The organism is uncultured Allofournierella sp., assembly GCA_944382705.1.
Classification (GTDB): Bacteria; Bacillota; Clostridia; order Oscillospirales; family Ruminococcaceae; genus Allofournierella.
This window is the reverse complement of the sequence record CALWNE010000009.1, coordinates 24,209-49,199: the sequence shown is the minus strand read 5'-3', so window position 1 is coordinate 49,199 and position 24,991 is coordinate 24,209. Positions and strand designations below refer to the sequence as shown.

22 protein-coding genes are annotated in these 24,991 nt (G+C 57.9%); 9 read left to right on the top strand and 13 right to left on the bottom strand.

The annotated features are described in order from the left end of the window. Positions 1 to 66 precede the first annotated feature (66 nt). From recG to ACH2EM_RS01110, 4 genes are all read right to left on the bottom strand, one after another. Positions 67 to 2,115: an ATP-dependent DNA helicase RecG gene (gene recG, locus ACH2EM_RS01125; RefSeq protein WP_395150195.1), complete on the bottom strand. Its 2,049-nt coding sequence runs from the start codon at positions 2,113 to 2,115 to the stop codon at positions 67 to 69. An 81-nt stretch (positions 2,116 to 2,196) separates the two neighbouring features. Further along, the gene (locus tag ACH2EM_RS01120; RefSeq protein ID WP_395150194.1) at positions 2,197 to 3,888 is read right to left on the bottom strand and encodes a DAK2 domain-containing protein; all 1,692 of its coding nucleotides are present in this window, start codon (positions 3,886 to 3,888) and stop codon (positions 2,197 to 2,199) included. A gap of 72 nt (positions 3,889 to 3,960) precedes the next feature. After that, a complete protein-coding gene (locus tag ACH2EM_RS01115; RefSeq protein WP_395150193.1) occupies positions 3,961 to 4,314 on the bottom strand; it encodes an Asp23/Gls24 family envelope stress response protein in 354 nt (117 codons plus the stop codon). Positions 4,315 to 4,364: 50 nt separating this feature from the next. Next, a complete protein-coding gene (locus tag ACH2EM_RS01110; RefSeq protein WP_395150191.1) occupies positions 4,365 to 5,921 on the bottom strand; it encodes an ABC transporter substrate-binding protein in 1,557 nt (518 codons plus the stop codon). Between the two features lie 481 nt (positions 5,922 to 6,402). On the opposite strand from ACH2EM_RS01110, the gene ACH2EM_RS01105 reads away from it, so the two are divergent. Together ACH2EM_RS01105 and ACH2EM_RS01100 are read left to right on the top strand one after the other, a co-directional pair. Continuing rightward, positions 6,403 to 6,855, top strand: a complete 453-nt coding sequence (locus ACH2EM_RS01105; RefSeq protein WP_395150190.1) for a CBS domain-containing protein — start codon at positions 6,403 to 6,405, stop codon at positions 6,853 to 6,855. A 12-nt stretch (positions 6,856 to 6,867) separates the two neighbouring features. Further along, positions 6,868 to 7,389, top strand: a complete 522-nt coding sequence (locus ACH2EM_RS01100) for a flavin reductase (RefSeq protein ID WP_395150189.1) — start codon at positions 6,868 to 6,870, stop codon at positions 7,387 to 7,389. Positions 7,390 to 7,771: 382 nt separating this feature from the next. On the opposite strand, the gene ACH2EM_RS01095 is transcribed toward ACH2EM_RS01100, so the two are convergent. Both ACH2EM_RS01095 and ACH2EM_RS01090 read right to left on the bottom strand, forming a co-directional pair. Further along, positions 7,772 to 9,862 (bottom strand): glutamine synthetase III, encoded by a 2,091-nt coding sequence (locus ACH2EM_RS01095; protein ID WP_395150188.1) that lies wholly within the window; start codon positions 9,860 to 9,862, stop codon positions 7,772 to 7,774. 244 nt (positions 9,863 to 10,106) lie between these two features. Beyond that, positions 10,107 to 11,336 carry a class I SAM-dependent rRNA methyltransferase gene (locus tag ACH2EM_RS01090; protein ID WP_395150186.1) on the bottom strand — a complete coding sequence of 410 codons (1,230 nt, stop codon included), beginning with the start codon at positions 11,334 to 11,336 and terminating at the stop codon, positions 10,107 to 10,109. 213 nt (positions 11,337 to 11,549) lie between these two features. Between ACH2EM_RS01090 and ACH2EM_RS01085 the strand changes: the two genes are divergently transcribed. Continuing rightward, a complete protein-coding gene (locus ACH2EM_RS01085; protein ID WP_395150185.1) occupies positions 11,550 to 12,047 on the top strand; it encodes a CYTH domain-containing protein in 498 nt (165 codons plus the stop codon). A 312-nt stretch (positions 12,048 to 12,359) separates the two neighbouring features. Here ACH2EM_RS01085 and ACH2EM_RS01080 read toward each other — a convergent pair whose 3' ends face one another. After that, a complete protein-coding gene (locus ACH2EM_RS01080; RefSeq protein ID WP_395150183.1) occupies positions 12,360 to 12,806 on the bottom strand; it encodes a methylated-DNA--[protein]-cysteine S-methyltransferase in 447 nt (148 codons plus the stop codon). 76 nt (positions 12,807 to 12,882) lie between these two features. Then, the gene (locus ACH2EM_RS01075; protein ID WP_395150182.1) at positions 12,883 to 13,758 is read right to left on the bottom strand and encodes an NAD(P)H-hydrate dehydratase; all 876 of its coding nucleotides are present in this window, start codon (positions 13,756 to 13,758) and stop codon (positions 12,883 to 12,885) included. A gap of 204 nt (positions 13,759 to 13,962) precedes the next feature. On the opposite strand from ACH2EM_RS01075, the gene ACH2EM_RS01070 reads away from it, so the two are divergent. From ACH2EM_RS01070 to ACH2EM_RS01055, 4 genes are all read left to right on the top strand, one after another. Next, on the top strand, positions 13,963 to 14,184 hold the full coding sequence (locus ACH2EM_RS01070; protein ID WP_395150181.1) for a hypothetical protein: 222 nt from the start codon (positions 13,963 to 13,965) through the stop codon (positions 14,182 to 14,184). 111 nt (positions 14,185 to 14,295) lie between these two features. Beyond that, positions 14,296 to 15,000, top strand: a complete 705-nt coding sequence (locus tag ACH2EM_RS01065) for an NAD-dependent protein deacylase (RefSeq protein ID WP_395150180.1) — start codon at positions 14,296 to 14,298, stop codon at positions 14,998 to 15,000. 144 nt (positions 15,001 to 15,144) lie between these two features. Beyond that, a complete protein-coding gene (locus ACH2EM_RS01060) occupies positions 15,145 to 15,336 on the top strand; it encodes a hypothetical protein (protein WP_395150179.1) in 192 nt (63 codons plus the stop codon). Between the two features lie 3 nt (positions 15,337 to 15,339). Next, positions 15,340 to 15,666 carry a hypothetical protein gene (locus ACH2EM_RS01055; protein ID WP_395150178.1) on the top strand — a complete coding sequence of 109 codons (327 nt, stop codon included), beginning with the start codon at positions 15,340 to 15,342 and terminating at the stop codon, positions 15,664 to 15,666. Positions 15,667 to 15,733: 67 nt separating this feature from the next. Here the strand turns inward: ACH2EM_RS01055 and ACH2EM_RS01050 are convergent, their stop codons facing one another. Beyond that, on the bottom strand, positions 15,734 to 16,243 hold the full coding sequence (locus ACH2EM_RS01050) for a hypothetical protein (RefSeq protein WP_395150177.1): 510 nt from the start codon (positions 16,241 to 16,243) through the stop codon (positions 15,734 to 15,736). 162 nt (positions 16,244 to 16,405) lie between these two features. Here ACH2EM_RS01050 and ACH2EM_RS01045 point away from each other — a divergent pair, with 162 nt between their 5' ends. Next, on the top strand, positions 16,406 to 17,359 hold the full coding sequence (locus ACH2EM_RS01045) for a D-2-hydroxyacid dehydrogenase (RefSeq protein ID WP_395150176.1): 954 nt from the start codon (positions 16,406 to 16,408) through the stop codon (positions 17,357 to 17,359). A 103-nt stretch (positions 17,360 to 17,462) separates the two neighbouring features. On the opposite strand, the gene ACH2EM_RS01040 is transcribed toward ACH2EM_RS01045, so the two are convergent. Next, positions 17,463 to 18,806, bottom strand: a complete 1,344-nt coding sequence (locus ACH2EM_RS01040) for an MATE family efflux transporter (protein WP_395150175.1) — start codon at positions 18,804 to 18,806, stop codon at positions 17,463 to 17,465. After that, positions 18,803 to 19,261: a MarR family winged helix-turn-helix transcriptional regulator gene (locus ACH2EM_RS01035; RefSeq protein WP_395150174.1), complete on the bottom strand. Its 459-nt coding sequence runs from the start codon at positions 19,259 to 19,261 to the stop codon at positions 18,803 to 18,805. The genes ACH2EM_RS01040 and ACH2EM_RS01035 overlap by 4 nt, the downstream gene beginning before the upstream one ends. Positions 19,262 to 19,469: 208 nt before the next feature. On the opposite strand from ACH2EM_RS01035, the gene ACH2EM_RS01030 reads away from it, so the two are divergent. Further along, the gene (locus ACH2EM_RS01030) at positions 19,470 to 22,616 is read left to right on the top strand and encodes a suppressor of fused domain protein (protein ID WP_395150173.1); all 3,147 of its coding nucleotides are present in this window, start codon (positions 19,470 to 19,472) and stop codon (positions 22,614 to 22,616) included. A gap of 94 nt (positions 22,617 to 22,710) precedes the next feature. Here ACH2EM_RS01030 and ACH2EM_RS01025 read toward each other — a convergent pair whose 3' ends face one another. After that, positions 22,711 to 24,105: an undecaprenyl-phosphate glucose phosphotransferase gene (locus tag ACH2EM_RS01025; RefSeq protein ID WP_395150172.1), complete on the bottom strand. Its 1,395-nt coding sequence runs from the start codon at positions 24,103 to 24,105 to the stop codon at positions 22,711 to 22,713. Positions 24,106 to 24,282: 177 nt separating this feature from the next. After that, positions 24,283 to 24,969 carry a peptidoglycan-binding protein gene (locus tag ACH2EM_RS01020; RefSeq protein WP_395150171.1) on the bottom strand — a complete coding sequence of 229 codons (687 nt, stop codon included), beginning with the start codon at positions 24,967 to 24,969 and terminating at the stop codon, positions 24,283 to 24,285. Positions 24,970 to 24,991: the final 22 nt, after the last annotated feature.

Sequence of the window (24,991 nt, the reverse complement as noted above, 5' to 3'; positions counted from 1 at the left end):
AAAAGCCCTCATCCGGTGGAGTTTTCCACAGGATGAGGGCTTTTGTGTTGAAAACCGGAGCCGCCGTTAGTTGAATGTAGTGCGCTCAAACAGGTGCTGTACCTGAGCGGCCAGCACAGCGTGTTCCGGAGCGGCCAGTTTGGGGTCCTGCTGCAAAATTTCATGGGCACATTGCTGGGCCGCTTCCAGGGTGCGGGTGTCGTTCATTAAATCGGCCAGCTGCAAGGTGGGCAAGCCATGCTGCCGGTCTCCAAAAAAATCACCGGGGCCCCGGTGCTCCAGGTCATACCGGGCAACCTCAAAGCCATCCTGGGTATGGCACAAAAAACGCAGCCGGTCCCGCACCGATTCGCTGCCGTGGTCGCTTACCAGAATACAGTAGGCTTCGCCGCCGCCCCGGCCCACCCGGCCCCGCAGCTGGTGCAGGGCAGAAAGACCGTACCGCTCGGCATTTTCAATGACGATGACGGTGGCATTGGGCACATCCACACCCACCTCAATAACGGTGGTGGAAACCAGTGCATCCAGCCGGCCGGCCTTAAAATCTTCCATGACCTGGGCTTTTTCCTTGGGTTTGAGTTTTCCGTGCATCAAGCCAATGCGCCGGTGGGGCAAAAGAGCCTGGGCTACATCGGTAAAATAGGTGGTAACAGCATGAAGCTGGTCGGCGCCGGGCATCTCGCTTTCGCTCTCCTCCACCAGAGGGCACACAATGTAAGCCTGGTGGCCCAGGTCCATCTGCTGGTCAAGAAAGTGGTACATATCCTGCCGCTTTTTGCCGGTGACAGCGTAGGTTTTTACGGGTTTGCGGCCAGGGGGCAGCTCGTTCAGGATGGAAATATCCAAATCGCCGTACATCAAAAGCCCCAGCGTGCGGGGGATGGGGGTAGCACTCATAACCAGCACATGGGGTGCATGGGATTTATCCGCCAAAAGCCCTCGCTGGCGCACGCCAAAGCGGTGCTGCTCGTCCACCACGGCAAAGCCCAGCCGGGCAAACTCCACCCCGCTGCCAATAACGGCATGAGTGCCCACCACCAGATGGGCCTGGCCGGTGGCAATGGCTTGCAGGGTAGTGCGCCGCTGGGCCGCTTTCATGCCGCCGGTGAGCAGGGCCACCTGAATGCCAAAGGGGGCCAAAAAGCCTTGCAGGGTGGCGGCGTGCTGGCTGGCCAGAATCTCGGTGGGGGCCATCAGGGCGCTTTGGTAGCCGTTCTGGGCGGCCATGTATACCCCGGCGGCAGCCACCAGGGTTTTGCCGCTGCCAACATCCCCCTGGAGCAGCCGGTTCATGGGCTGCTTGCCGGTCATGTCGGCGCAGATTTCCTCGGCGGCCTTGCGCTGGGCACCGGTGGGGCTGAAGGGCAGACTTTCCCAAAAGGAGGTAAGCCCGGTGGGCCGCATGGGTGCACCGGAACGGGTCATGCCACGGCTTTTGAGCAGGCTCAGGCCAATCTGCAGGGTAAACAGCTCCTCAAACACCAGCCGGCGGCGGGCGGCGGCCAGGGCTTGGGGAGAGGCAGGCTTGTGAATGTTGCGCACGGCGGTCCATTTATCCGGCATACGGAACCGGGGCAAAAAATCCTCCGGCAGGGGTTCCGGCAGAGGGTCGGCCACGGCCAGCGCACTCTGTACACAGCGGGCAATCTGGCCGCTGCCCAGCCCCTCGGTTTGGGGGTAGATGGCTACCAGGGGGGTGCGGTCCACCTCTGCCTGGGTGCGGACGGTGGGGTTTACCATCTCCCGGCGGGTGAGGGTGCCTTTCACCCGGCCTTCAAAGTAGTATTCCTGGCCCACCAGCAGTTTATCTGCCGCAAACTGGGTGTTGAACCAGGTGAGGGAGAGGGCGGCGGTGTCGTCTGCTGCCATTACCTGCACCATCACCCTGCCGCCTGGCAGGCGCACGGCGCCCTTTTTGGTCATAACAGTGGCCTTAACCACCGTGTCGGTGTCGTAGGGGGCCTGGGCTACCGGACTGGGCTGGGTGTAATCCACATACCGGCGGGGATAATGGCAAAGCAGTTCCTCCAGGGTAAAAACACCAAGCCGCTCAAACCGCTGGGCGGTTTTGGGGCCAACACCTTTTACATACTGTACCGGGGTATCGCCACGCATGAACGCTCACTCCTTTCGGGGATAAAACAGCCCCCGGCTTCGGGCAAAGCCGAGGCCGGGGGCTGGCAGATACAAAACGAATTACTCCACGCTGATCATGTAGTAATACACCGGCTGACCGCCGTTGATGAGGGTAACCTCCACATGGTCGCCCAGCTTGGACTGCACCAGCTCCAGAGTGCGCTGTGCGTCTTCCTCGCTTACATCGCAGCCGGAAATCAGGGTCACAAAGCTGGTATCCTTCTTAACCATGCTCCGTGCCAGACGGCAGGTGACCTTGTCAATGTCGGTACCCAGCTGCACGATTTTGCCGTTTTCCATGCCCATGATTTCGCCCTTTTTGATTTTGTGGCCGTCAAAATCGCTGTTGCGGGCGGCGAAGGTCACAAGACCGGTGCTCACCTGCTCGGCAGCCTGCATCATGGCAATGGCGTTGGCGTCAATGCCAGCGTCCGGGTCAAAGCTCAGCATGGCGGTAATGCCCTGGGGCACGGTGCGGGTGGGCAGCACCACAATGCGGCGGTCGGCCAGATTCTGGGCCTGTTCCGCAGCCATGATGATGTTTTTGTTGTTGGGCAGCACAAACACGGTTTTGGCCGGTACGCTGTGCACAGCAGCCACAATGTCCTCGGTGGAGGGGTTCATGGTCTGACCGCCGGATACCACGGCGTTAACGCCCAGGTCCTGGAACACCGCAGCCAGACCCGCACCAGCGGCAATGGCCACAAAACCATATTCCTGTTCCGGGTCCACCGCTGCGTACACAAAGGGATTGGAGGGTTCGGCCTGCTCGGCCTCCTTCTGCTTTTCCAGGCCCTTGCCCTGCTTCTGGCGGGCCAGGAACTGCTCGTGCATATTCTCAATCTTAAAGTCGGTAAGGTAGCCGTACTGGATGGCATGGCTCAGGATTTTGCCGGGGTCGGCGGTGTGCACATGGCAGTTGATGACATCGTCGTCCTCAATGACTACAACGCTGTCGCCGTTGCTCTCGCAGAAGGCCCGCAGCTTATCGCTGGAGACACCGGGGTTTTTGTTCACCAGGAACTGGGTGCAGTAGCCGTTCTTGATGTCCTCTACCTTCATCAGGTCGTCGCTGAACACGCCCTTGCCGGCAGCGTCGCTGGAGAGCTTTGCCTTGTTCTGGGTGTTTTCTTCGCAGGCAATCACCTCGCCGCCTTTGAACACCACATCCATGCCCTCAAAAATTACCAAAAGACCCTGACCGCCAGCATCCACTACACCGGCCTTTTTCAGCACGGGCAGCTGGTTGGGGGTGTTATCCAGCGCACGCTGGGCAGCGGCCAGCACCAGAGTCCACAGCTCGTTCACATCGGCAATGCCGCTGGCAGAAGCTTCCTCGCTGGCCACACGGGCCACGGTGAGCATGGTGCCCTCGGTGGGCTTCATTACAGCCTTGTATGCGCCCTCCACGCCCTTTTCCAGTGCCAGCACCAGGTCGGCAGCATTGGCGGTCTGCTTGCTTTCCAGAGCCTTGGAAAGACCACGGAACAGCAGGCTGGTAATAACGCCGGAGTTGCCCCGGGCGCCCCGCAGCATGGCAGAAGCGGCAGTTTTGGCAGCATCGGCCACGGTGCAGTCATCGGCCAGGGAGGCCAGCTCCCGTGCAGCTGCACTCACAGTCATGCTCATGTTGGTGCCGGTATCGCCGTCCGGAACAGGGAACACATTCAGTTCGTCCACCCGGCTGCGCTGGTTGGAAATGTTGTTGGCGCCGGAAATAATGGCATCACGCAGGATTTTGCCTGTAATCATAATTGTTGTACACCTCATGTAAAAAGTTCAGTTTGGGGAACGGCTGCTGCCGTTCCGGCGGGCAGGGGATGGTTAGTCCGCCACAATGTCATCCACCGAAACCTCAATGCGTGCCACAGACAGACCAGTGGCATTTTCCACCTCGTGCTTTACCTTGTGGGCAATGCTCTGCACCATGCTGGCAATGTTCAGACCATAGGCCACCTTGATGTGCAGCTCAATGGTGAGCTGGTTATCGTGCTGGGTTACCCGCACGCCTTTTTCAGGGAAATCATGGCCAAATACCAGGCTTTTCAGGTCGTCGGCGTGGCCGCCGGTGGCCATACCGGCCACGCCATAGCAGCTGCGTGCCGCATAGCTTACCAGTTCGGCAAAATAATCCGAAGTCATGCTGATACTGCCCAGAGGGGTTTTCAGTGCGATCATAGAGTACCGCTCCTTTCCAGAGTTGCCGGGCCGCAGGCCCAAACAAAAAATCAAGTGCCCTGGTCGAACCGGATGTTCTCCAGGGAATAAAACACATCGCTCAGTGAGCAGTCCACGCCGGAAACCCACCGGTCGTGCACCACGGTACCACTGCGCCACAGCAGGGGCACCAGAGGCATTTCGGCGGCAAAGGCCTGTTCAAAGGCGCCCGCAGCCGAAGCATCCGCCTTGAAAGCGGCGTATGCAGCAGCCAGTGCATCGCTTTGCACAATGCCCCAGCTGGCCTGCCCCTGATGGAAAAAGGGGCTCATATCCATATTATTATACAACTTGACCTCGCCAATGTACAGGTCAAAATCACCAGCCGCGATTTTTTCACAATAAGCGGTAAAATCCGACTGTTCCTCCAGCACGGTGTAAATGCCGCAGGCGGCCAGCTGTTCCTTCAGCAGGCTGGCGGCATACCGCTTGTAGGTGCTGCCGGAGTACACCAGCAGCCGCAGCTCCAGCCGTTTGCCGTCGCTGGTTTGGTAATAGCCGGTTTGGGGGTCCTTTTGGTAGCCCCACCCGGTGAGGATTTCATCTGCCTGCTGGGCAGTAAGTTCCTCCTGAGCCAGAATAATATGCTGGCTGCGTACACAGTCGTAATAATCGTTGATGATGCCGGTGGCAGGGTATGCCCGGCCGTAAAAACTCTCCTCGGCCAGCTGCCGGCGGCTGATGATTTTGCTCAGGAATGCCCGGCCCTCAGAGGTGGTGAGCAGCAGGGATTTTTGGTCGCCCGGTGTGCCGTTAACCCCTAAAAACACCAGGTTGTTGGTTTTGTAGTAGCTGGTACGGCTGGATACGCTGGAGCTGGACTGGGCGGTTTCGCTGGCGGTGTACAGGTTAATGCGGCCCATGGACAGGCCGGACACCATTTCGTCGTAGCCGCTTACCTCCACCAGCTGGATGGTATCGGGGCCGGCGGTATCCAGGGTGGCATAGCTGTTTTTTACCAGGGTGGAGGAATCCGCCCCATAAGTATAGCGGCCGCTTGCAGTGGGCTGGGAAAGGCCGGTTTCCGCAGCTTTCAGCACCGGAATATCACAAAGGTAGGCAAACAGGGAGTCCGGGCTGGAAAGCTGCACCAGCACGGCATCCCCTTTTGCCTCCACCGCCTGCACAGCGGCAAACCGGGCTGCATATCGTGTGCTGGTACGGGCTGCTTGCAGGCTTGCAGCCACATCCTGGGCGGTAATGGGGGTTCCATCGGCAAACTGGCAGCCGCTGCGCACAGAAATGGTCACCGTGTTGCCGGTGCACTGCACCGAGCTGGCAATGCGGTAATCCAGCTGCATATTGGGATCAATCTCCACCAGTTTTTCAAACAAAAGGCTGGCATTCTGGGCCACCAGGGTGGAGTCGGTAAGATAAGGGTTATAGCCGCTGCCAGGAGTGTGACCCAGCACCAGGGTGTTGTGACGCTGGGGAGCGGCAGAGGGGCTGGGGGCGGCACTGACCACCGGGGCCGTGCTGCTGTCACTGGAAGGGGAGCCGGAACAGCCTGCCAAAAGCAGGGCGCAGAGCACCGCACACAGAGCGGTCTGGTTCCAACGGCGGGGCATATACACACATCCTTTGCAAGTGGGATATAATACAGTACAGCATAGCATAAAACGGCTGTTTTGACTAGCCAAAACCCAAAAAACAGCAAGGCTGTGCCGCAGCAAAGGGGTTTGCTGTTGGGGCAGCACACCCCGCAATACAGGCCCAAAGGCTCCGGCGGTACAGGGGGACAAAATTTTCCGCAATGGTTTTCCAAAATATCCGCTGGTGCACCAAAGATTGACCGTGCTTTGCGGTTCGTTCCACAAAAATTTCCGGCACACTTCATCCCCTTGGCGTAATGCGGCGCTGCCTGTGGGAAAGAAAGCAAAGGATACTCGACTTTATTTCATAAGTTTTTCATATCCTTTGCCGTGGGATGTGCTACAATACAGAGGGTACCCCGGCAGCAGAGCAGCCTGCACCGGGAAACCCAACGGCTTTGAGCCAGTCCGGTTAAATGACCGGTTCAATATAGAACAAAAAAGTGAGGTTATCGCTGTGAATCTGCTGTTTTTTTTAACGCCAAAACAGGATGTAGCCTTTTTGTACGATGATTTTACCCTGCGTCAGGCTTTGGAAAAGATGGAATACCATCGCTATTCCACCATCCCGGTGCTGAACCGTGCCGGAGAGTATGTGGGCTCCATGACCGAGGGTGATCTGCTTTGGGGCATCAAAAACCAGGGCATCCGGCTGGAGGATGCAGAGGAAGTGAGCATCCGCAGCATTCCCCGCAAGCGGGATTACAAGCCGGTGTCCGTTACCACCAAGATGGAGCAGCTGGTGGCTGCCGCCATGACCCAGAACTTTGTGCCGGTGGTGGATGACAAAAAGAGCTTTATCGGCCTGGTAAAGCGGAATGCCATCATTCAGTATTGCTACGACCGATACCGTGCCTGCACACCGGAACTGAGCCCTCTGGAGGCAGGCGCCCACTCAGGAATCAACTAAGGAGGTACTACCATGAACCAGTACGAAATGATTCAACCCAGCCAGATTCAGGGCAATCCCTTTGCACTGCTTGGCAGTCATTGGGCCCTGGTAACCGCAGGCACCCAGCAGGATTTAAACACCATGACCGTGAGCTGGGGCGCCTTGGGCGTGATGTGGGGGCAGGATGTGGTGCAGATTGTGGTGCGCCCCCAGCGGTATACCAAGGAATTTGTGGACCGCACCGGCCGTTTTACCCTGAGCTTTTACGGCCCCGAGTACCGCCAGGCCCTGGCCCATCTGGGCAAGGTGAGCGGCCGGGAGGAAGATAAAATCAAAACCGTGGGCTTTACACCCAAGATGTTTGGCCAGGCCCCGGCCTTTGAGCAGGCAGAATTGGTGCTGGATTGCCAGGTGTTGTATACCCAGACCATCGACCCCGCCGGTTTTATGCCCGGCACCGACTGCGACGAAAAATGGTACCCAAATAAGGATTACCACATCGTGTATGTGGCCCGGATTGGGGGAGTCTGGCAGAAAAAGGCTGGCCTGTAAGGCTCGCTAAAGCCCCATCAATCAAAAAGCACCCGGCTTGCAGCAGCCGGGTGCTTTTTTTGCGTTTTAAAAGTCCGTATTATAGGACATTGTTTGTGGTATGCTGGATACATAACACAAACCAGCCAACGGCATACAGGGCCAGGCCAGCCCACGGAAAGCAGGGTGGGTGCACAGGGAAGGAGAGGCAGAACAGCTATGGAATTTGAAATTCGCAGCGTGGGCAGTCATGTGGAGGTATACAGCCGCAGCGGAGTATTTTTGTTTTCGGCAGATACCGCACGGGAGGCCCTGGAGGAACTGGGCCAGGCAGGCTGAGCCGCAGATAAAAAAGCAGGAGCCTTTTGCAAGGCTCCTGCCAAAACAGGGAATATAGCTTGAATCAAACATAGAACAGCATGGTGCTGTAACTGGGCAGGGGCCAATGCTCCCGGCCGCAGATGGACTCGGCGGCATCGGCGGCGGCCCGCAGGTCTGCCATGGCAGGCAGTACCTGGTTGCGGTAAGCCCGGCCAGCTTCCAGCGAAGTCTTGCAGGCTTCGGCCTTTTCCACACAGGCTTCCAGGCGGTCGGCTGCATCGCTCATGGCATCGGTGTAGTTGGTCAGCTGGCGCAGCACCTTTTCCTCTGCCTTGCAGCTGATGCCAGGGCAGGCCTTCTGCTTGTGCACAATGCCGGTGGCAATGGTGTCCATGTAGCTGCTGGCGGCAGGAATCAGCTGGCGGCGGGCCATTTCCAGCATGGTAACGGCTTCGATGTGGCGCAGCTTGGCGTAATGCTCCAGCTTTACCTCGTAACGGCTGCGGCACTCGGCTTCGCTGAGAACGCCCATCTGCTCAAACAGCTGGATGTTCTTGGGAGCCACGATGGCACCCAGGGCCTCAATGGCGCTGGGCTCGTTATACAGACCCCGGCGGGCTGCTTCTTCCTCCCACTCACGGCTGTAACCGTTGCCATTGAAAATTACACGCTTGTGGTCCCGAATGGTGCGCTTGATGAGGGAAACCACAGCCTTGTCAAAGTCCTCAGCCTGTTCCAGCTCATCGGCATAGCCCTTCAGCTCCTTGGCAACGGCGGTGTTCAGAATGGTGTTTGCATCCGAGATGTTCACCGAGGAACCGGGCATACGGAACTCAAACTTGTTGCCGGTGAAGGCAAAGGGGCTGGTGCGGTTGCGGTCGGTGTCATCCTTGGCGAACTGGGGCAGTACCTCTACACCCAGGTCAATCTTGGCAGCAGCGGGAGCTACATACTCGCTGTCCGAAGCGATGGCATCCAGAATGCCTTCCAGCACCTCACCCATAAAGATGGACACGATGGCGGGGGGTGCTTCGTTGCCGCCCAGACGATGTTCGTTGCCAGCACCCGCAATGCTCATGCGCAGCAGGTCGTGGTATTCGTCCACAGCCTTGATGATGGCGGCCAAAAAGATGAGGAACTGGAGGTTGTCCTTCGGGGTATCGCCGGGGTCCAGCAGGTTCATGCCAGGGGCGGACAAAGACCAGTTGTTGTGCTTGCCGCTGCCGTTTACCCCTTCAAAGGGCTTCTCGTGCAGCAGGCAGGCCAGACCGTGCTTTTGGGCCAGCTTCTTCATCATTTCCATGGTGAGCAGGTTGTGGTCCACAGCCACATTGCAGCGGTCATAGATGGGAGCCAGCTCGTGCTGGCAGGGAGCTACCTCGTTGTGCTTGGTCTTGGCAGGTACGCCCAGTTTCCACAGCTCCTCATCCAGCTCCTTCATAAAGGCCGAAACCTCAGGCCGCAGGGCACCAAAGTAGTGCTCCTCCATCTCCTGGCCCTTGGCGGGGGTGGCACCAAACAGGGTGCGGCCGGTGAGAATCAGGTCCTGGCGGGCAGCGTAGTGCTCCTGCTTGATGAGGAAGTATTCCTGCTCAGGGCCAACGGTTACATCCACATGGCTGACCTCTTTGCCAAACAGGGCAAGCACCCGCTTGGCCTGCTGGGTAACAGCTTTCATGCTGCGCAGCAGGGGGGTCTTTTTGTCCAGTGCTTCGCCGGTCCAGCTGCAAAATGCGGTGGGAATGCACAGGGTGTTGTCCTTAATAAAGGCATAGCTGGTGGGGTCCCAGGCAGTGTAGCCACGGGCCTCGGCAGTGGCCCGCAGGCCGCCGTTGGGAAAGCTGGAAGCGTCGGATTCGCCCTTTACCAGCTCCTTGCCGGAAAACTCCATAATGGCGGTGCCATCCCGGTTGGGGCTCAAAAAGCTGTCGTGCTTTTCGCTGGTCATGCCAGACAGGGGCTGGAACCAGTGGGTGTAGTGGGTAGCGCCTTTTTCCATGGCCCAATCCCGCATAACACTGGCAACCACATTGGCCAAATCCAAATCCAGGGGTTGGCCCCGCTGCACCGTTGCCTTCAGGCTTTTGTAGGTTACGCTGGGCAGGCGTTCCTTCATTACATGCTCGTTAAACACGAGTGAGCCGTAAATTTCTTTGGTGTTAGCTGGTGCCATAACATATCCTCCTAGGTAACGGCAGGGCCTGGCAGGCCCCCAATATAGCATGGCTGGCCAAACCGGCTGCCATGCAGAGCGTTCATTTAACATACAAATTATAAGGGCAGTCCGGGGCCGAAGTCAATTAAAAAGCAAGCAGCTTTGGCTACTTTGTTCAGTTCACAAAGGCGGGCAGGGCCGTTGCAAAAATTTGTTGTATAGTGTGCTAAATTGGCACAACCGTATACAGGGCAAAAAAGAATCAGATAACCTGGAACAGGAAGAATTTCAGGTAGTTGGTTTCCTCCACATTCCACAGGATGGGATGGTCCGGGGCCTGCTGGCGCACCTCAATCTGGCGCAGCTGCCGGTGGGCGTCTGCGGCGGCGCTTTTCAGCATCCGGATAAACATCTCCTCGCTGGCAAAATGGCTGCAGCTGGCGGTGGCCAGATAGCCCCCCCGGGGCAGCAGCTTCATGGCCCGGTAGTTGATCTCCTTGTAGCCCCTCATGGCGTTTGCGGCGGTTTTGCGGGCTTTGGTAAAGGCTGGCGGGTCCAGAATAATAAAGTCGTAGTCATGGCCCTGTTCCAGGCTGGGCAGCAGGTCGAACACATCGGCACATACAAAGTCCATCCGGTCTTCCAGGCCGTTGCGCTGGGCGTTGCTGCGGGCGGTATCCACTGCCAGCTGGCTTACATCCACGGCGGTTACATGGGCGGCTCCGCCCATGGCGGCATTCAGAGCAAAGCTGCCGGTGTGGGTAAAGCAATCCAGCACACGCTTGCCTCGGGCCAGCTTGGCCACTGCAAGGCGGTTGTATTTTTGATCCAGGAAAAAGCCGGTTTTCTGGCCGTTTTCAAAATCCACACCGTACTCCACTCCATTTTCCACAATGGTGGTAAAGGTGCTTTCGGGGCAGCTTTCGCCGGGCAGTGCAAACCAGCCCTTGTATTCGGTCAAACCTTCCCGCTGGCGCAGGGCCACATCGTTGCGCTCAAATACACCCCGGATGCGCTGGCCGTCCTTACGCAGCACATCCACCAGCAGCGGGAACAGCAGCTCCTTGAGCTGTTCCATGCCGTAGGAGAGGGTCTGGGTCACCAGAATGTCCCCAAAGCGGTCCACCGTCAGGCCGGGGAACTGGTCGGCCTCGCCAAAAATCACCCGGCAGCATTCCAGGTCCTGGGGGCCCATGACGGTTTTGCGGTACTCCCAGGCATACTCCAGCCGGCGGCGCCAAAAGGCCTGGTCAAACCGGTCGTTGGCGTTGCGGCTAATCAGCCGGATGCGGATTTTGCTCTGGTGGCTCAAAAAGCCGGTGCCCAGCCAGCGGCCTTTGCTGCTGAGCACATCCACCAAGCTGCCGTTGGCAGGCTCGGTGTCCGGCAGCTGGGTCAGTTCGTCGGCATATACCCAGGGGTGGCCGTTCAGGATGCTCTGTTCGGCTTTTTTGGTAATGGTATAGGCGGGGTAGGGGCGCAGTTGTTTCATGGCAGTTCCTTTCCTGATGGGTTTCAAGTAAACAGGCAGCGCAGCAGTGCGCTGTAACATCTCGATAAAAACAGCTTATTATAGCACAGCTGCCCCCCGTTGCGCCAGTGGCTGGGGCCAAAACCTGCGGCTGGCGGCAACACCGCCCCGGCGGGGTGTGTTATAATAGACAAAAAAGCCGCCGGTCACCACCGGTGAGATAGGAGCAAATCCATGGAAATCGAACGCAAATGGCTGGTGGAAGGCTGGCCTGCCCAGCTGAACCCCCAGCGCACCATCCGCATGGCTCAGGGCTATGTGGCCACCCGGCCCACCGTGCGCATCCGCAGCGAGGAGCAGGACGGCCACACCCAGTATGTACTGTGCTTTAAAGGCAAGCCAAGCCCGGACGGACTGGCCCGCCAGGAAATCGAAACCCTCATTGAGCCGGAACTTTTTGCTCAGCTGGAGCAGTTGATTGGTCAGCCCCTGATCCAAAAGGAGCAGCGGCAATATGCCCTGGAAGGCGGCCTGATTCTGGAGGTGAATGAGGTGGATGCAGGCCAGCCAGGTGCCTTTTTTTACGCCGAGGTGGAGTTTGATACACAGGAGCAGGCCCGCAGCTGGCAGCCCCAGGGCTTGCTTGCCCAGTACCTGACCCAGGAGGTTACGGGAACGCCGGGCCAAAACATGGCCGCATACTGGAACGCAACCCGGATGCAGGGGGAATAAAAAGAAAACGCCCAGGCAGAAGGGTTTTCAACAAATATACGAAAAGTATTCCACGGTTTTCGACAGGTTTTCAACATTGGAAGAAAAAACCAATCTGTGGAAAACTAAAATCTAAGGCAAAATCGTAAAGATTGGGCAAAATTTTTTTAAAAAAGGCTAAAAACACAAAATATAGCGGCGGAAAATCGCCACAATGCAACAGCCCCCGGCAGGGATTTCACCTGCTGGGGGCTGTTTTAAGTGGGTTTTCAACACGAAAATGTGGAAAGTGTTGAAAGTTTAATAGGGTGTTTTTTGTCGAATCCGCCCCAATTAGGGCAGAGTGTCCCGGTTTGCGCTGCTTTTTACCACATTCTGCGTCAGGGATTGCCAGCCTTCCAGTGTTAGCAGGGCACTTTTGCGCTCAAGGCCATAGGCATAGCCGGTGAGCTGGCCGCTGGCGGCCACCACCCGGTGGCAGGGGATAAACAGGGGCAGGGGGTTGGTGTGGCAGGCCCGGCCCACCGCCCGGCTGGCCTTGGGGCGGCCCAGCAGATGGGCAATCTGGCCATAGCTGCGCACCTGACCGGCGGGAATTCTGCGCAAGGCTTGCCAAACCTGCTGCTGAAAGGCGCTGCCTGTGGGAGAAATGGGAACATCCTCCAGAGCGGTGCCGTCTCCCGCAAAGTAAGCAGCCAGCCGCTGCTGCGCCAGCTCCAGCACGGGGGTGCATTGCTGCTGGCCCTGGGCTGGGCAGGGGCTGTCCCAACAGGCGCGCACAAGGGCGCCGCCCTCCTGCCAGAGTGTCAGCTGCCCAAGAGGTGTTTCAACAAACCAGTAATAAAGCATAGGCGGCTTACCGGCCGTTCTGGGCAAACAGTGCCCCCAAATCCGCCAGAATGTCCTGGGGCAGCATACCGTACTGGCCCAGGCGGGCGCTGCACCGGTCGGCTGCGGCGCCGTGGAGCCATACTGCGCAGAGTGCCGCCGAAAGGGGCGAAAGGCCCTGTGCCAGCAGCGAGGCGGTCATGCCTGCCAGCACATCGCCGCTGCCGCCCCGTGCAAGGCCTGCATTGCCGGTGGAGTTGGCGTATACCTCACCCCCTGGCCCGGCCACGATGGTGCGGTGCCCCTTGAGCACCACCACGCACTGGTTGGCCCGGGCATAGCCAGCGGCAATGCTCTCCCGATTGGCGTTTACCTCGGCAGTGGTCAGGCCGCAGAGCCGGGCCATCTCGCCGGGATGGGGGGTTAAAATCAGCCCCCGGTCCACCGGGCGGGGCAGCTGTTCCATCTGGGCGGCGGCGTTCAGGCCATCGGCATCCAACACCACGGGGCAGCCGGCTCCCGGCACCAGCAGTTCCACCAGCTGGCTGGTGTGCTGGGTGCAGCCCAGGCCCGGCCCCAGCAACAAAGCGTCGGCACAGCGGGCCTGCTGAAGAATGCGGTTGCCCTCGGCTCCGTAAATGCCGCCCTCGCTGCTCTGCTTGCAGGGCAGGAGTACGGCTTCGGGGCAGTGGATTATCACAGCCGAGGCCACCGGCTCGATGCAGGCCACCGTAAGCACACCGCAGCCGCTGCGCAGTGCGCCCATGGCCGCCAGCACAGCGGCTCCCCGGTAGTTGTTGCTGCCGCAAACGGCCAGCAGCTTGCCATAGGTGCCCTTGTGGCTATCGGCCCGGCGCTGGGGCAAAAGCTCCCATACCAGGCTCTGGGTAATCTCCTTTGCCATGGATTCCAATCCTCCTTGCGGCACACAGCCGCTTTTATGTTGGGCAGCAACGGCGGAGCCTTTTGGCGCAAATGGTGCGGCGCTGCCCTTGCATCCGATACTATTTATTATAGCATACACAATCCAGCCAGGGCAGAAGCTTGCACAAACCAATCTTCTGCGCTACAATGAAAAAACAGTTCAACAAAAAAGGAGCAACACCCCATGAACCGGGGACAGGAAATGTTTTTGAATTTTATTATGCAGCATGTGAAGGAAGACAGCCAGCAGACTGCCCGCCAGCTGCTGGAGGAAGCCTTTGCCAAGCAGCAGGATGGCAGCTTTAGCAAAATGTACCTGATGACCTTTATTCCCCGTATGCTGGCTTGCATCAAGCCGGAAAGCGTGGAGCAGGTAAAGCAGGTTATGACAAACTTCAAGCCCTGAACCAGCGAGCAAGCCCGGCCTTTAAGCCGGGCTTGTTCTGCATTTAGGCCACAGAGCCGCCATACAATAAACAACAAAATCAGTCATTGCACAAAACAGGAGGAATCTGCCATGAACCAGCAACTGGAGGAGATGATTGCGGACAGCCGCAATCTGGTGTTTTTTGGGGGAGCCGGAGTGAGCACCGAAAGCGGTATTCCGGATTTTCGCAGCGTGGACGGGCTGTATCATCAACAGTGGAACTGGCCCCCGGAGCAGATTTTGAGCCACGAGTTTTTTAACCAGCATCCGGAGGAATTTTATCGGTTCTACCGGGCCAAACTCCTTGCGTTGGATGCAAAGCCTAACCCTGCCCATCTTCGGTTGGCCCAACTGGAACGGGAAGGCAAGCTGCGGGCTGTGATTACCCAAAATATAGACGGTCTGCACCAGGCCGCCGGCAGCAGCCGGGTGCTGGAGCTCCATGGCAGCATCTGGCGCAACCATTGCACAAGCTGCGGCAAGGCCTGGGGCATCCAGGCTATTACCCAAAGCCAAGGGGTGCCCCGGTGCAGCTGCGGGGGCATAATCAAGCCGGATGTGGTGCTGTATGGGGAACCGTTGGATGACCGGGTCATCCGCCAGGCAATCAATGCCCTGGAAGGGGCGGACTTGCTGATTGTTGGCGGTACCAGCCTGACCGTTTATCCGGCAGCTGGCCTGCTGGCCTATTATGGCGGCAGCAAGCTGGTGGTAATCAATAAAACGCCCACCAGTGCAGACCGGCGGGCAGACCTGGTTTTGACCCAGCCCATTGGCCAAGTATTAAATAAATAAAAGTAAATTATGAATAAAAGTGTAATTTTTTGTTGAAAACAACCAGAGACCTTGCTTTATTTCGGTATTGTGATTATAGTTAAGATAAAGAATTATATGCAGTGCCAATGAGACGCTGCCCTCACAGGAAAGGAGGTCGTAGCTATGAAAGCGACTGGAACATTGCAGCAATCAGCAAAAGCTTTTTTGGTTTGTTTAATCGGCACCGAATCGGTGCGGGATGGAATTACAGGACGCCCCTATCACCCGGTGGCGCCCTGTCTGCATCAGTTGGAGCGGGTGGCTCAGCTGGTGGTAATTACCGAGTACAATGTGCGTGCAGCGTCCAGCGAGTAGAGCTTGTATCAGCTGCCAGCCTGCCAGCCGGTCTGCCTTAAACGGCGCACCCTGGAACATCTGGTGGGGGAACTGGCTTACGGTTACGACCGGCGTAGGGTTCTGGTAATTGGCAGCGGCCCAAGAGCGCTGTCTGCCGCCCAAAGCAACCAGCTGTTGTTTTATCCCATTTTGCCCCGTAAGGAGGAGCGCAGCTGGGCCCGGCTTCAGGAGGAAGGCATTCCCAAATTTCTTCACGGCACCTTTCAGGGCTATTACCAGCAGGCACTTCTGGCTGCGCACCAGTCCTGTTTGCCGCCGGGCTATCCTTCCAAGGTAAACCCTGGCTGACCAAAATAAAAAGCAAAGGGCACGGCCTTGTTGGCCGTGCCCTTTGCTTGAATGGAAGAAGTTGGTTTTAAGCCAGCTCCTGCACCCGAACCAAAAAGAAATACCGGATGGAGCCCCGCCAGCCAAAGCTGCTTTCCACCTGATACAGATACAAGCCGGGGCTGCTGGGGGCAATCAGCTGGCCGTCGCTTACATCGGCCAGCTCCACAAAATGCTCCAGCTGGGGGTCACTGGCCCGTTGCAGCCGCAGGCTCTTGGGCTGCATGGAAAACTCCAATTCCAATACGCTGTTGGGCGGCACTTCCACCGGGTAGATTTTTTGCCGGATGGACTCGCTGGTGTAGGCAGGGGTATCCTTGGCTACGGTGGTTAAAAAGTTCCACTCATAACCGGCCCTAAAAATGGTGCTCTCGTTCAGCCGCAGCTCGCCGTTTACCACAATGCCAAAGGTGGGCAGGGCCTGTTCGGGGTCCTTAACATCCATGTTTTCCCGAATCATGACCGAGATAAAGATGGCCGCCGTCATCAGAATGGCACCAGTAATCAGTTTTTTTACAACCTGTTTGGGATTGTGCATGCAAACGCTCCCTCTTTCCTGCCGCCAGGGGCAGTGGATTTGCTTTTTATTATATACGATGCCGGGCCAAAAATCCAGCGCAGCAATGCCCGGCAGCCTTGCCCAATGCAAAAAAACAGGCTACAATAAAACCCAAATCAACAGCAAGGAGTGGAGCGACGGATGAAAATCGTGGTGTTGGACAGCTACTGTGTCCATGAAGGGGACCTGAACTGGCAGCCTTTGTATGAGCTGACCCAGGATATAACCCTTTATCCCCGCACCCCACAGCAGCAGACGGCGGCCCGCATTGGGGATGCGGACTATGTGATTGGCAACAAGTGCATTGTGGATGAGGCCCTGCTGGCCCAGTGCCCCAACTTAAAATGGATTGGCCTTACAGCCACCGGCACCGACCGGGTGGATCTGGAAGCCTGCCGCCGCCGGGGAGTAGCGGTGGCCAATGTGCCGGGATACTCCACTTACAGCGTGGCCCAGCACACCTTTGCGCTGCTGCTGGAAATCACCAATGGCACCTCCCGGCGGGCTGCCAGCCTGCGGGATGGATATTGGCAGACGGATATTCCTGCAAAGTATGGCATACAGCCCCACCAGGAGCTGCATGGCATGACCTTTGGCATTGTGGGCTATGGAGATATTGGCCGGGCAGCGGCCAAAATTGCCCAGGGGTTTGGCATGGAGGTGCTGGTTTACACCCGCACCCCCCGGCCCCAGGAGCCGGGCGTCCGGTTTGTGGACTGGCCGCAGCTGCTAAAACAGAGCGATGTGGTAAGCCTGCACTGCCCAGCCACCCCCGAAACCAGAGGAATGGTGGATGCACAGGCACTGGCTGCCATGAAGCCGGGGGCCATTCTGCTGAACACCGCCCGCGGCCAGCTGGTGGATGAACAGGCGGTGGCGCAGGCCCTTGCCAGCGGCCAGCTTGGCTGGTATGGGGCGGATGTGCTTTGCTACGAGCCTGCCCAGCCAGGCGAGCCCCTTTGTGCCCAGCCCCATGCACTGCTTACGCCCCATGTGGCCTGGGCCACCACCAGTGCCCTGGATCGGCTGGCCCAGGAAGTGTGCGAAAATCTCCAGGCATTCAGCCAGGGAACACCCCGCAATCTGGTGACCTGAAATCCTAGGCCCTTTTTATAGGTATTAATAGGCAATGCCCCCCTCTTGCAGCGAACATAGCTGCAAGAGGGGGGCATTTGTGTTATCTGGTCTCTGCGCCGGATTACGCTGGGGGCACCAGATTGCCCTTTGCCTTCATGCGGGCCAGCAGGAAGGCGGCCAAAAGGCAGACCAGGGCCGAGGTGATGGGCCCATTCAGCCAGATGCCTTCCAGCCCCATGGGCCAGAGCACCGCCAGCAGCACCACCGGCAGGGCAAAGGCGTTGGCCACCGACAGAATGGAAGCGGGCACGGGCCGGTCCAGCGCAATCAAAAAGCTTTGGATGGCAAAACCGAACCAGCGGGTAAGATAGGTCAGGCTATAAATGGCCATGGCGTGGCCGGTTTGAGCCAGCAGGGCAGGGTCACTCTCCTTTAAAAACAGCTGGGCGATGGCCTGGGGCCAGAACAGCATTACCAGGCTGCCTGCAATGCACATACCGGCACTTACCACCAGGCAGCAGCCCGCCAAAGCCTTGACCCGGTGCACCTTGCCTGCGCCCCAGTTGTAGCCAATGGCAGGCTGGAGCGAGTCGCAGGTTCCGTACAGCATCTGCTGCAAAATATCCCCCGCATACAGCAAAATGCCGTACACCGTAACCGCCCCTTCACCGCCCATAAACAGCAGCACGCTGTTCATGGCAATGGAGGTGAGGCGGGCGGCAATGCTGCTTAAAAAGTTGGGGCTGCCGCTGGCAATTATCTGCCGCAGCATGGCCCAGTGAAAGTGGGGTTTGCAAAACCGAAGCACCAGCTTACCCTGCATAAAGGGATACAGGGCCACCAGAGCGCATACCATCATGCCCAGACTCACCGCCAGGGAGGAACCGCCGATGTCCATTTGAAATACCCCCAAAAACAGGTACTCCAGCCCCAGAATCAGCAGCGACATCAGGATATTCAGCAGCATACTGCCCCGGATTTGCCCGCAGATGCGCAAAAAGTTATCCACCGCAAAAATAATGGTGGTAAAGGGGGAGCACACAGCGTACACCCGGATATAGCGCACCGCCAGCCGGGCCAATTCGCCCTTTGCGCCCACCCAGCCCATGAGAGCAGGGGCGGACAGATACATCAAAGCGCCCATCAGCAGGCCGGTTGCAAAAATCAGCAGGCAGGCACAGGTAAAGTAGTTGCTGGCCTTTTGCTCCTCCTTACGGCCGAGGGAAATGGAGATGGGCACCGCAGCACCAACACCGATTAAATCCGCCAGCGAAAAATTAATGACCACAAAGGGAAAGGCCAGATTGAGGGCGGCAAAAGCAGTTTCGCCCAGCAGCTGGCCCACAAAAATACCGTCAAACAGCCCCCACAGCGAGGAGGCAATCATGCTGATGGCACCGGGGATAGCCAGCGTTAAAAACAGACGGAAGGGGGGCGTATGGGTGTAAAGCTGAAAGCTGTTCATGGTGTGGGGTCCTCCTTGGTAAGCTGGGGCAGCAGCTGCTTGAACTGGCCGCAATACAGGTGCAGCAGCTGCAAAAATTGGGGCAGCTGGCTGCCCATGTTCCCCAGGGCTTGCTGCTCCAGTGCCGCCACACGGGCCACGGTGTTTGCAGCCAGGGTCTGACCCTGAGGGGTGAGATGCACCTCCTTGCTGCGGCGGTCCTGCGTGCAGGGCCGCAGTTCCACCAGCTGCTGCTGTTCCAGCTTTTTAAGGGCGGAGTTCACCGTCTGAGCAGGCAGGGAGGTGGCGGCAATCAGCTGGGTTTGGGTGAGGGGGGCATGGTGCAGCCACAGGGTATACAGCAGCCAAAAGGTACTTTCGGGCAGCCCCAGCATTCGGCCTGCCTGTTGGTAGACATGGCAGATTTCGTTCATAACGCCGTCAAACTCCAGCAAAAGGCGGTGGGCCTGTTCCATAATGCAGTCTCCTTTTTTGGACAAATAAGTTAAATCATCCGATTTCGGATTGTATTATAAATCCGAAATCGGATGAAGTCAAGGGGGACACCGGGTGTGCAGCAGTGTTGTAAGCTCTTTTGGGATGTGGTAGGATATACCATGAAAACAAAGGCAATGCTCCCTTTGCAGGGAGAGGAACAATCACAACAAGAGAGGGGCAAAGAGCATGAGCGGCATTCTGGAACCATTGCGCCGGCAGCTGGCACAGCTGAAGGAGGAGCAGGAATTTGATGAGATGTTCAAATTACTGCGCCGGTATGTGGATGACGGCTTGGCTCAGGGGCGGTTTTCCCAGGAGCAGGTGGCTCAGGATTTGGAGCTTGCACTGGAAATTGCCTATGCAGACTTGAACATCAATCAATATGAGGCTTACCATCAGGCCATCTTTTGGCTGGAACGGGTGGAACAGCAGGCCCGCCAGGCAGGGGAGGGCCGCTGGTTCTACCGCCTTTCGGTGGCTTATACCTACATCGGCAAGCTGGAACAGGCTTTGCAGATTTCCCAGGAGGGGGTAAAGGCGGCGCCCGGGTATGTATGGGGCTGGCTCCATCTGGCCGCTCTGCTGGCCCACGATGGGCAGCGCCAGGCAGCTTTGCAGGCGGTGGAAACCGGCCTTGCCCTAAGGCCCCAGGACCCGGAGTTCTGCCAGCTGCGTCGGCAGATTATGCAGGGGGAAAGCCTGGAACAGATGCTGAGCGATGCTCCAAACCCGGAGGAGGAACCTGCGCTGCCCCAAAAGCCTGGTTCGGAGGGCTGCCGCAGCGAGCAGGAAATCTCGGTGATGTGCATCTGCTGCGATGCGCAGCGGCTGGAACAGGTAAAACAGGCGCTCAAGCTTGAAAAATGGGAGTTCGATGGGATGTACTGCACCTTTGCAGTGCCCTACGACCATCGGATGATTGAGGGCAATTTTTCCATGAACGAGGCAGGGGCCTCCAAGTTTTCGCCCCAGTGGATGGCACGGCTGAGAGAGCAGCTGCCCCGGCTGGACCAGCTGGCTGGCCAGAAGGTGGCCCAGGAGCATCCCGACTGCCGGGTGGAGCTGGGACACCTGATTTTTGAGCGCAGCGGCTGCTTCTGCCTGGGCTACCATGTGGGGCGAAGCCGGGAACAGCGGCTGTTTGCCTACCTGCGCTTTAACCCTCAGTTTGAGCCGGAACAGGAGCTGGAATACACCGATTACTCCAGCAATTACAACCAGGAGCAGGGGGAGAGGGAGATTCCCCTGCACAAATATACTCCCCAGGAGCGCCGCCGACTGGAACAGCACATCCGCAGCCAGATTGGAAGCTGGAGCCGCCTGCTGGAGGAGGAATTTCCCCAGGGGGTGCAAAGCGATGTGCTGGTGCTGGAGCCTACCCGCCGGCGGCCCTATTACACACTGGTAACGCTGGGCATGGGGGCCGCTCGTATGAAGGTGCCCAAGGAGCTGGCGGACTGCAAGGTAGACCGGGCGGAGCTTTTGCTGCGTCTGCCCCCAGACTGGAAGCTGGACAGCAGCGAACAGCGTTGGCAGTGGCCCATTCAGTGGCTGCGAATGCTGGCCCGGCTGCCGCTGGAACAGGACACCTGGCTGGGCTGGGGCCATACGGTGCCCAATGGACGGCCCTTTGCCAGCAACACCCAGCTGTCCGGCATGGTGCTGATTGCCCCCCTGGAACTGCCGGAGGGGGCGGCGGTCTGCCCCATGGAGGATGGCAGCGAGGTGAACTTTTACCAGGTAATCCCCATCTATGACGAGGAGATGGACTACAAGCTGGAGCACGATGCCCAGGCCCTGCTGGCCCGGCTGGAGCAGCAGGGTGTGCTTTCCACCGGCTGCGTGGAGCTGCAGCGGCCCAACACCTGCTGCCAGCAGCAGGACCTGCCCACCGACCCCCAGCTGCTGGAACAGCTGGCCATCTGGCATGACAATGAGCAATACAAGGATATTGTGGATGCCATCGAACAAATCCCCAGCGAGCAGCGCAGCTACCTGCTCATTGGCCAGCTGGCCCGTGCCTACAACAATCTGCAGCAGTACCACCGGGCCATTGATCTGCTGCTTTCGGTGCAGCAGCGGGGCAAAAGCGACCCGCTTTGGCATTTCCGGCTGGGGTTTGCCTACTACTACACCAACCAGGAGGCCAAAGCACTGCAAGCCTTCTGCCGGTCCGAAGAGCTGGCACCCGGCTCGGAAGATACCCAGCAGTTTATCCGCTGGTGCCGCAGTGCGCTGGCCCTGCCGGTGAGCGTAAGGCCCTTTAAAAGCCGTAGCCAGGCATTTTGGCAGGCCTTTGCCAGCCAGGAGCAGACCCTGCGCACCCTGCTGGGCCACGGGCAGCAGGGCCAGGCCATGCGGCAGCTGGGCCAGCTGCTGCAAGACCATCTTGGCTGGGTGGATTTTATAGTGGAACCCATGGAAAACAGCCGCTTTTTGCTGGCTATCAGCATAGGGCACCACCGTTTGGAAGCCATGAAATACCTGTTCTGGCGGGACCAGGCTCCCCAGGCACTGGCGGCCTGCTGGGAATTGCAGGTAGGGCTGCCCCCAAAAACCGGCACAGATTGGAAGATACAGTACCAGGGCTGCACCCTGGCCTGTAATCTGGGCCAGGTTTGGTGGGAAGGAGACCCGAAAGAGGAGGTTGGCATCAGTCTGTACCACCCTCAGCTGATGAATCTGGAACCTGCTGCCCAGGAGCAGGCCGCATGGCTGCTGCTGGGTGCTGCTCTGGGCCAGACCGTCTGCACAGGCATGGTGGATGAGGTAACGGTGCTGGCTGAGCCTGTGGAAAAAGGCCAGGGATGCGCCCTTTATCAGCTGCAAGGACAGATGGAGCGCCAGATGGGCCAGCAGCTGTACAGCCGGATGCAGGACGCCCGGCGGCTGGCCTTTGATTTGTGTGGCTACCGCTGCAACCCCAGCACGCGAGAGGACTTTTTGCTGCGGCAGGACATCATTGTGGGCAGCAACCTGTGCAGCGAGCTGGTGCGCCAGTACTATCAGGATATGGATGAGTGCATGGAGCAGCAGCAGGCCTCCGGCGCCATCTGCGGCTTTTTTTACTACGACCAGACCAATGTGCCGGAGCAGGAGCTGGTGGAGCTGCGCACTGCCATCGAATACAAACTCCAGCAGCGCACTGCCCACTGTATGCAGCTGCTGGGCGGTGCCTGCGGGCTGAAATACGCCTATATGGACTGTATGTGTTTTGATCTGAAAGAGTGCCTGGATGCAGCAAGTGCTTTACTGAATGAGTACGATTTCCCGGAAATCGGCTTTCATGTGTTCCGTATGCGGTGCGGCAGCGTAAACCTGAAGGACCGCTAATCTGCCGCTGCGGCCTTGCTCCAGGCAAAAAACCACACAAAAAAGGCACCTCCTGGGGGAGGTGCCTTTTTTGCGCAGCAGCAAAACAATGCGGTTATTTGAGTTTTTCGCTGTTAATCATGCCGCCAAATACCGTCATGAACAAAATCTTGATGTCCAGCCAGAGGGACCAGTTTTCGATGTACCAGATATCGCAGCGGATGCGGCCCTCAATGGAAGTATCGCCCCGGTAACCGTTTACCTGGGCCCAGCCGGTAATGCCCGGCCGCACCTGGTGTTTGACCATATACAGGGGCACGGTTTCCTTAAATTGCTCCACAAAGTAGGGAACCTCCGGCCGGGGGCCAATCAGGCTCATGTCACCCTTCAGCACATTAAAAAACTGGGGCAGCTCGTCGATGCTGGTTTTGCGAATCAGGCTGCCAAAGGCGGTTTTCCGGTCGTCCTTATCCCGGCTCCAGCCGGTGTCCTGCTGGGTGTTCACCCGCATACTGCGGAACTTGTACATGGTAAAGTTTTTTTTGTTCAGGCCCACCCGTTCCTGGCGGAACAAAATTGGCCCAGGGCCGGAGAGTTTTACCCCAATGGCAGCAATCAGCATAATGGGGCTGGTAACAACAATCAAAATCAGGCTGCCCACAATGTCCATGGTGCGCTTGAGGGCGGCGTTAAACAGATTGTCCAGCGGAATAGCCCGGATGTTAATCATCTTAACCCCGCCAATGATGTCGATGGTGGGGTGAGCGGGGATATAGTCGTTGTAAAAGGGGATGATGCTGGTGCGGGCGCCGCCCTGTTCGCACCAGCTGATGACCTGGGCCATAAACTGGTTTTCGTGGGGTTCCAGGGCAACAATCACCTCATCCACCTGGGGGCCGCTGAGCAAACGAGGCAAATCTTCGTAGTGGCCCAGGTGCTTGCCAATGCCGTCCTTCTCGCTCAGGCTTACATAGCCCATAATGGAGTAGCCGTACTGGGGATTGGCCCGGATGGTGGCGGCGTACTCCTGCGCCAGGCGGCCGTTGCCCACAATCAGCACATGCTTTTGGTTGTAGCCCAGCATACGGAAATGGCGCAGTACCGTGCGCAGCACCACCCGCTTGGCCACCAGCAGGATGGTGGACACAAGATAGAACACCACCAGCACCCCGCGGGAGAAATCCATCAGCCGAAACAGATACAGCACCAGGGTAATCAGCAGCATACCCAAGGCATTGGCCTGCATGAGGGCTGCAATTTCTCTGCTAATGCGGGAAAAACGGAAGGAACCGTAAAGCCGAAAGCTGTAAAACAGCATGACCATTACCACCGAGTAACCCAAAGCGGCCACAACGGTGGAGGAGCGCAGCAGTAAAACGGCCGGGTTAGCAAGATTTTGCCGATAGACACCCAGCCACAGCCACACCGAAAACAGGTAAGAAAAAAACAGCAGCCCCATGTCGATCAGGCAGTTGATGCAGTTTAGGATGGGTTGATTTCGCTTAATCATGAGAAAGGGATTACACTCCTTATAAATGCAAGTCTGGCAAAAAGGTCAGACTTTGTGGGGATATACCTTTCTTCTATTATAGCTGTCAGACGGCAAAAGTCCATCCTAAACGCATTACAGAAAAATGAAAAAAGAGGGCCAGAGCAGTGGCTCTGGCCCCCTTTTGCATGAATGGCCTCAGTCAATCACAGTTTGGGTGCGGCCGATGGAAACCACCGAAGAGGTGATTTTTTTCCAGGTGTTGCATCCACAAATGCCGTCCGCCGTCAGGCCTACCCGGCGCTGGTAGGCAATCAGAGCGTTCTCGGTGTTGGCGCCGAACTTGCCGTCCAGGGTTTTGGTGCTGTAGCCCAGGGCATTGAGGGCGTCCTGCAAAATCAGCACATAGGTGTTCACACAGCCCCGGCGTACCGTGGGGTAACCTGCGGTGGTGCCGCTGCAAGCGGGGGTGCCGTAGCGCCGGTCAAAGTGGACCCAGGTGGGGGTCATGCTTTGGGGTTCCACATAGCCCCAGGCACCGGTGTTTTTAGCAGCGGTCCAGATGGCGTTGCGGGCGGCAGAACCCTGGGTCTGGCCCACATCAAAGGCCACACCGGCATAGTGCTGGCTGCGGGTGCCGTGGCCTCCTTCCCAAATGCGCTTGAAGGCATACCCCACATGGATGCTCTTGCCATAGCTGCGGCGGGTCAGGTTCCAGGCTTCCATTGCGGCAACGGTGGTCCACAGAGTGGGGCTTTTGCTGCTGCCCCGAAACTCCTTTACCTTCAGGGTGGTGCCGTAGGAATAGGGCATGGATTCGTTTTCGTCCCGGTTATAGACCATCATCTTGTTGGTGTAGGCATCGTATACAAAAATCTTTGCCATAAAGCAGTCCTCCTTTTTAAAA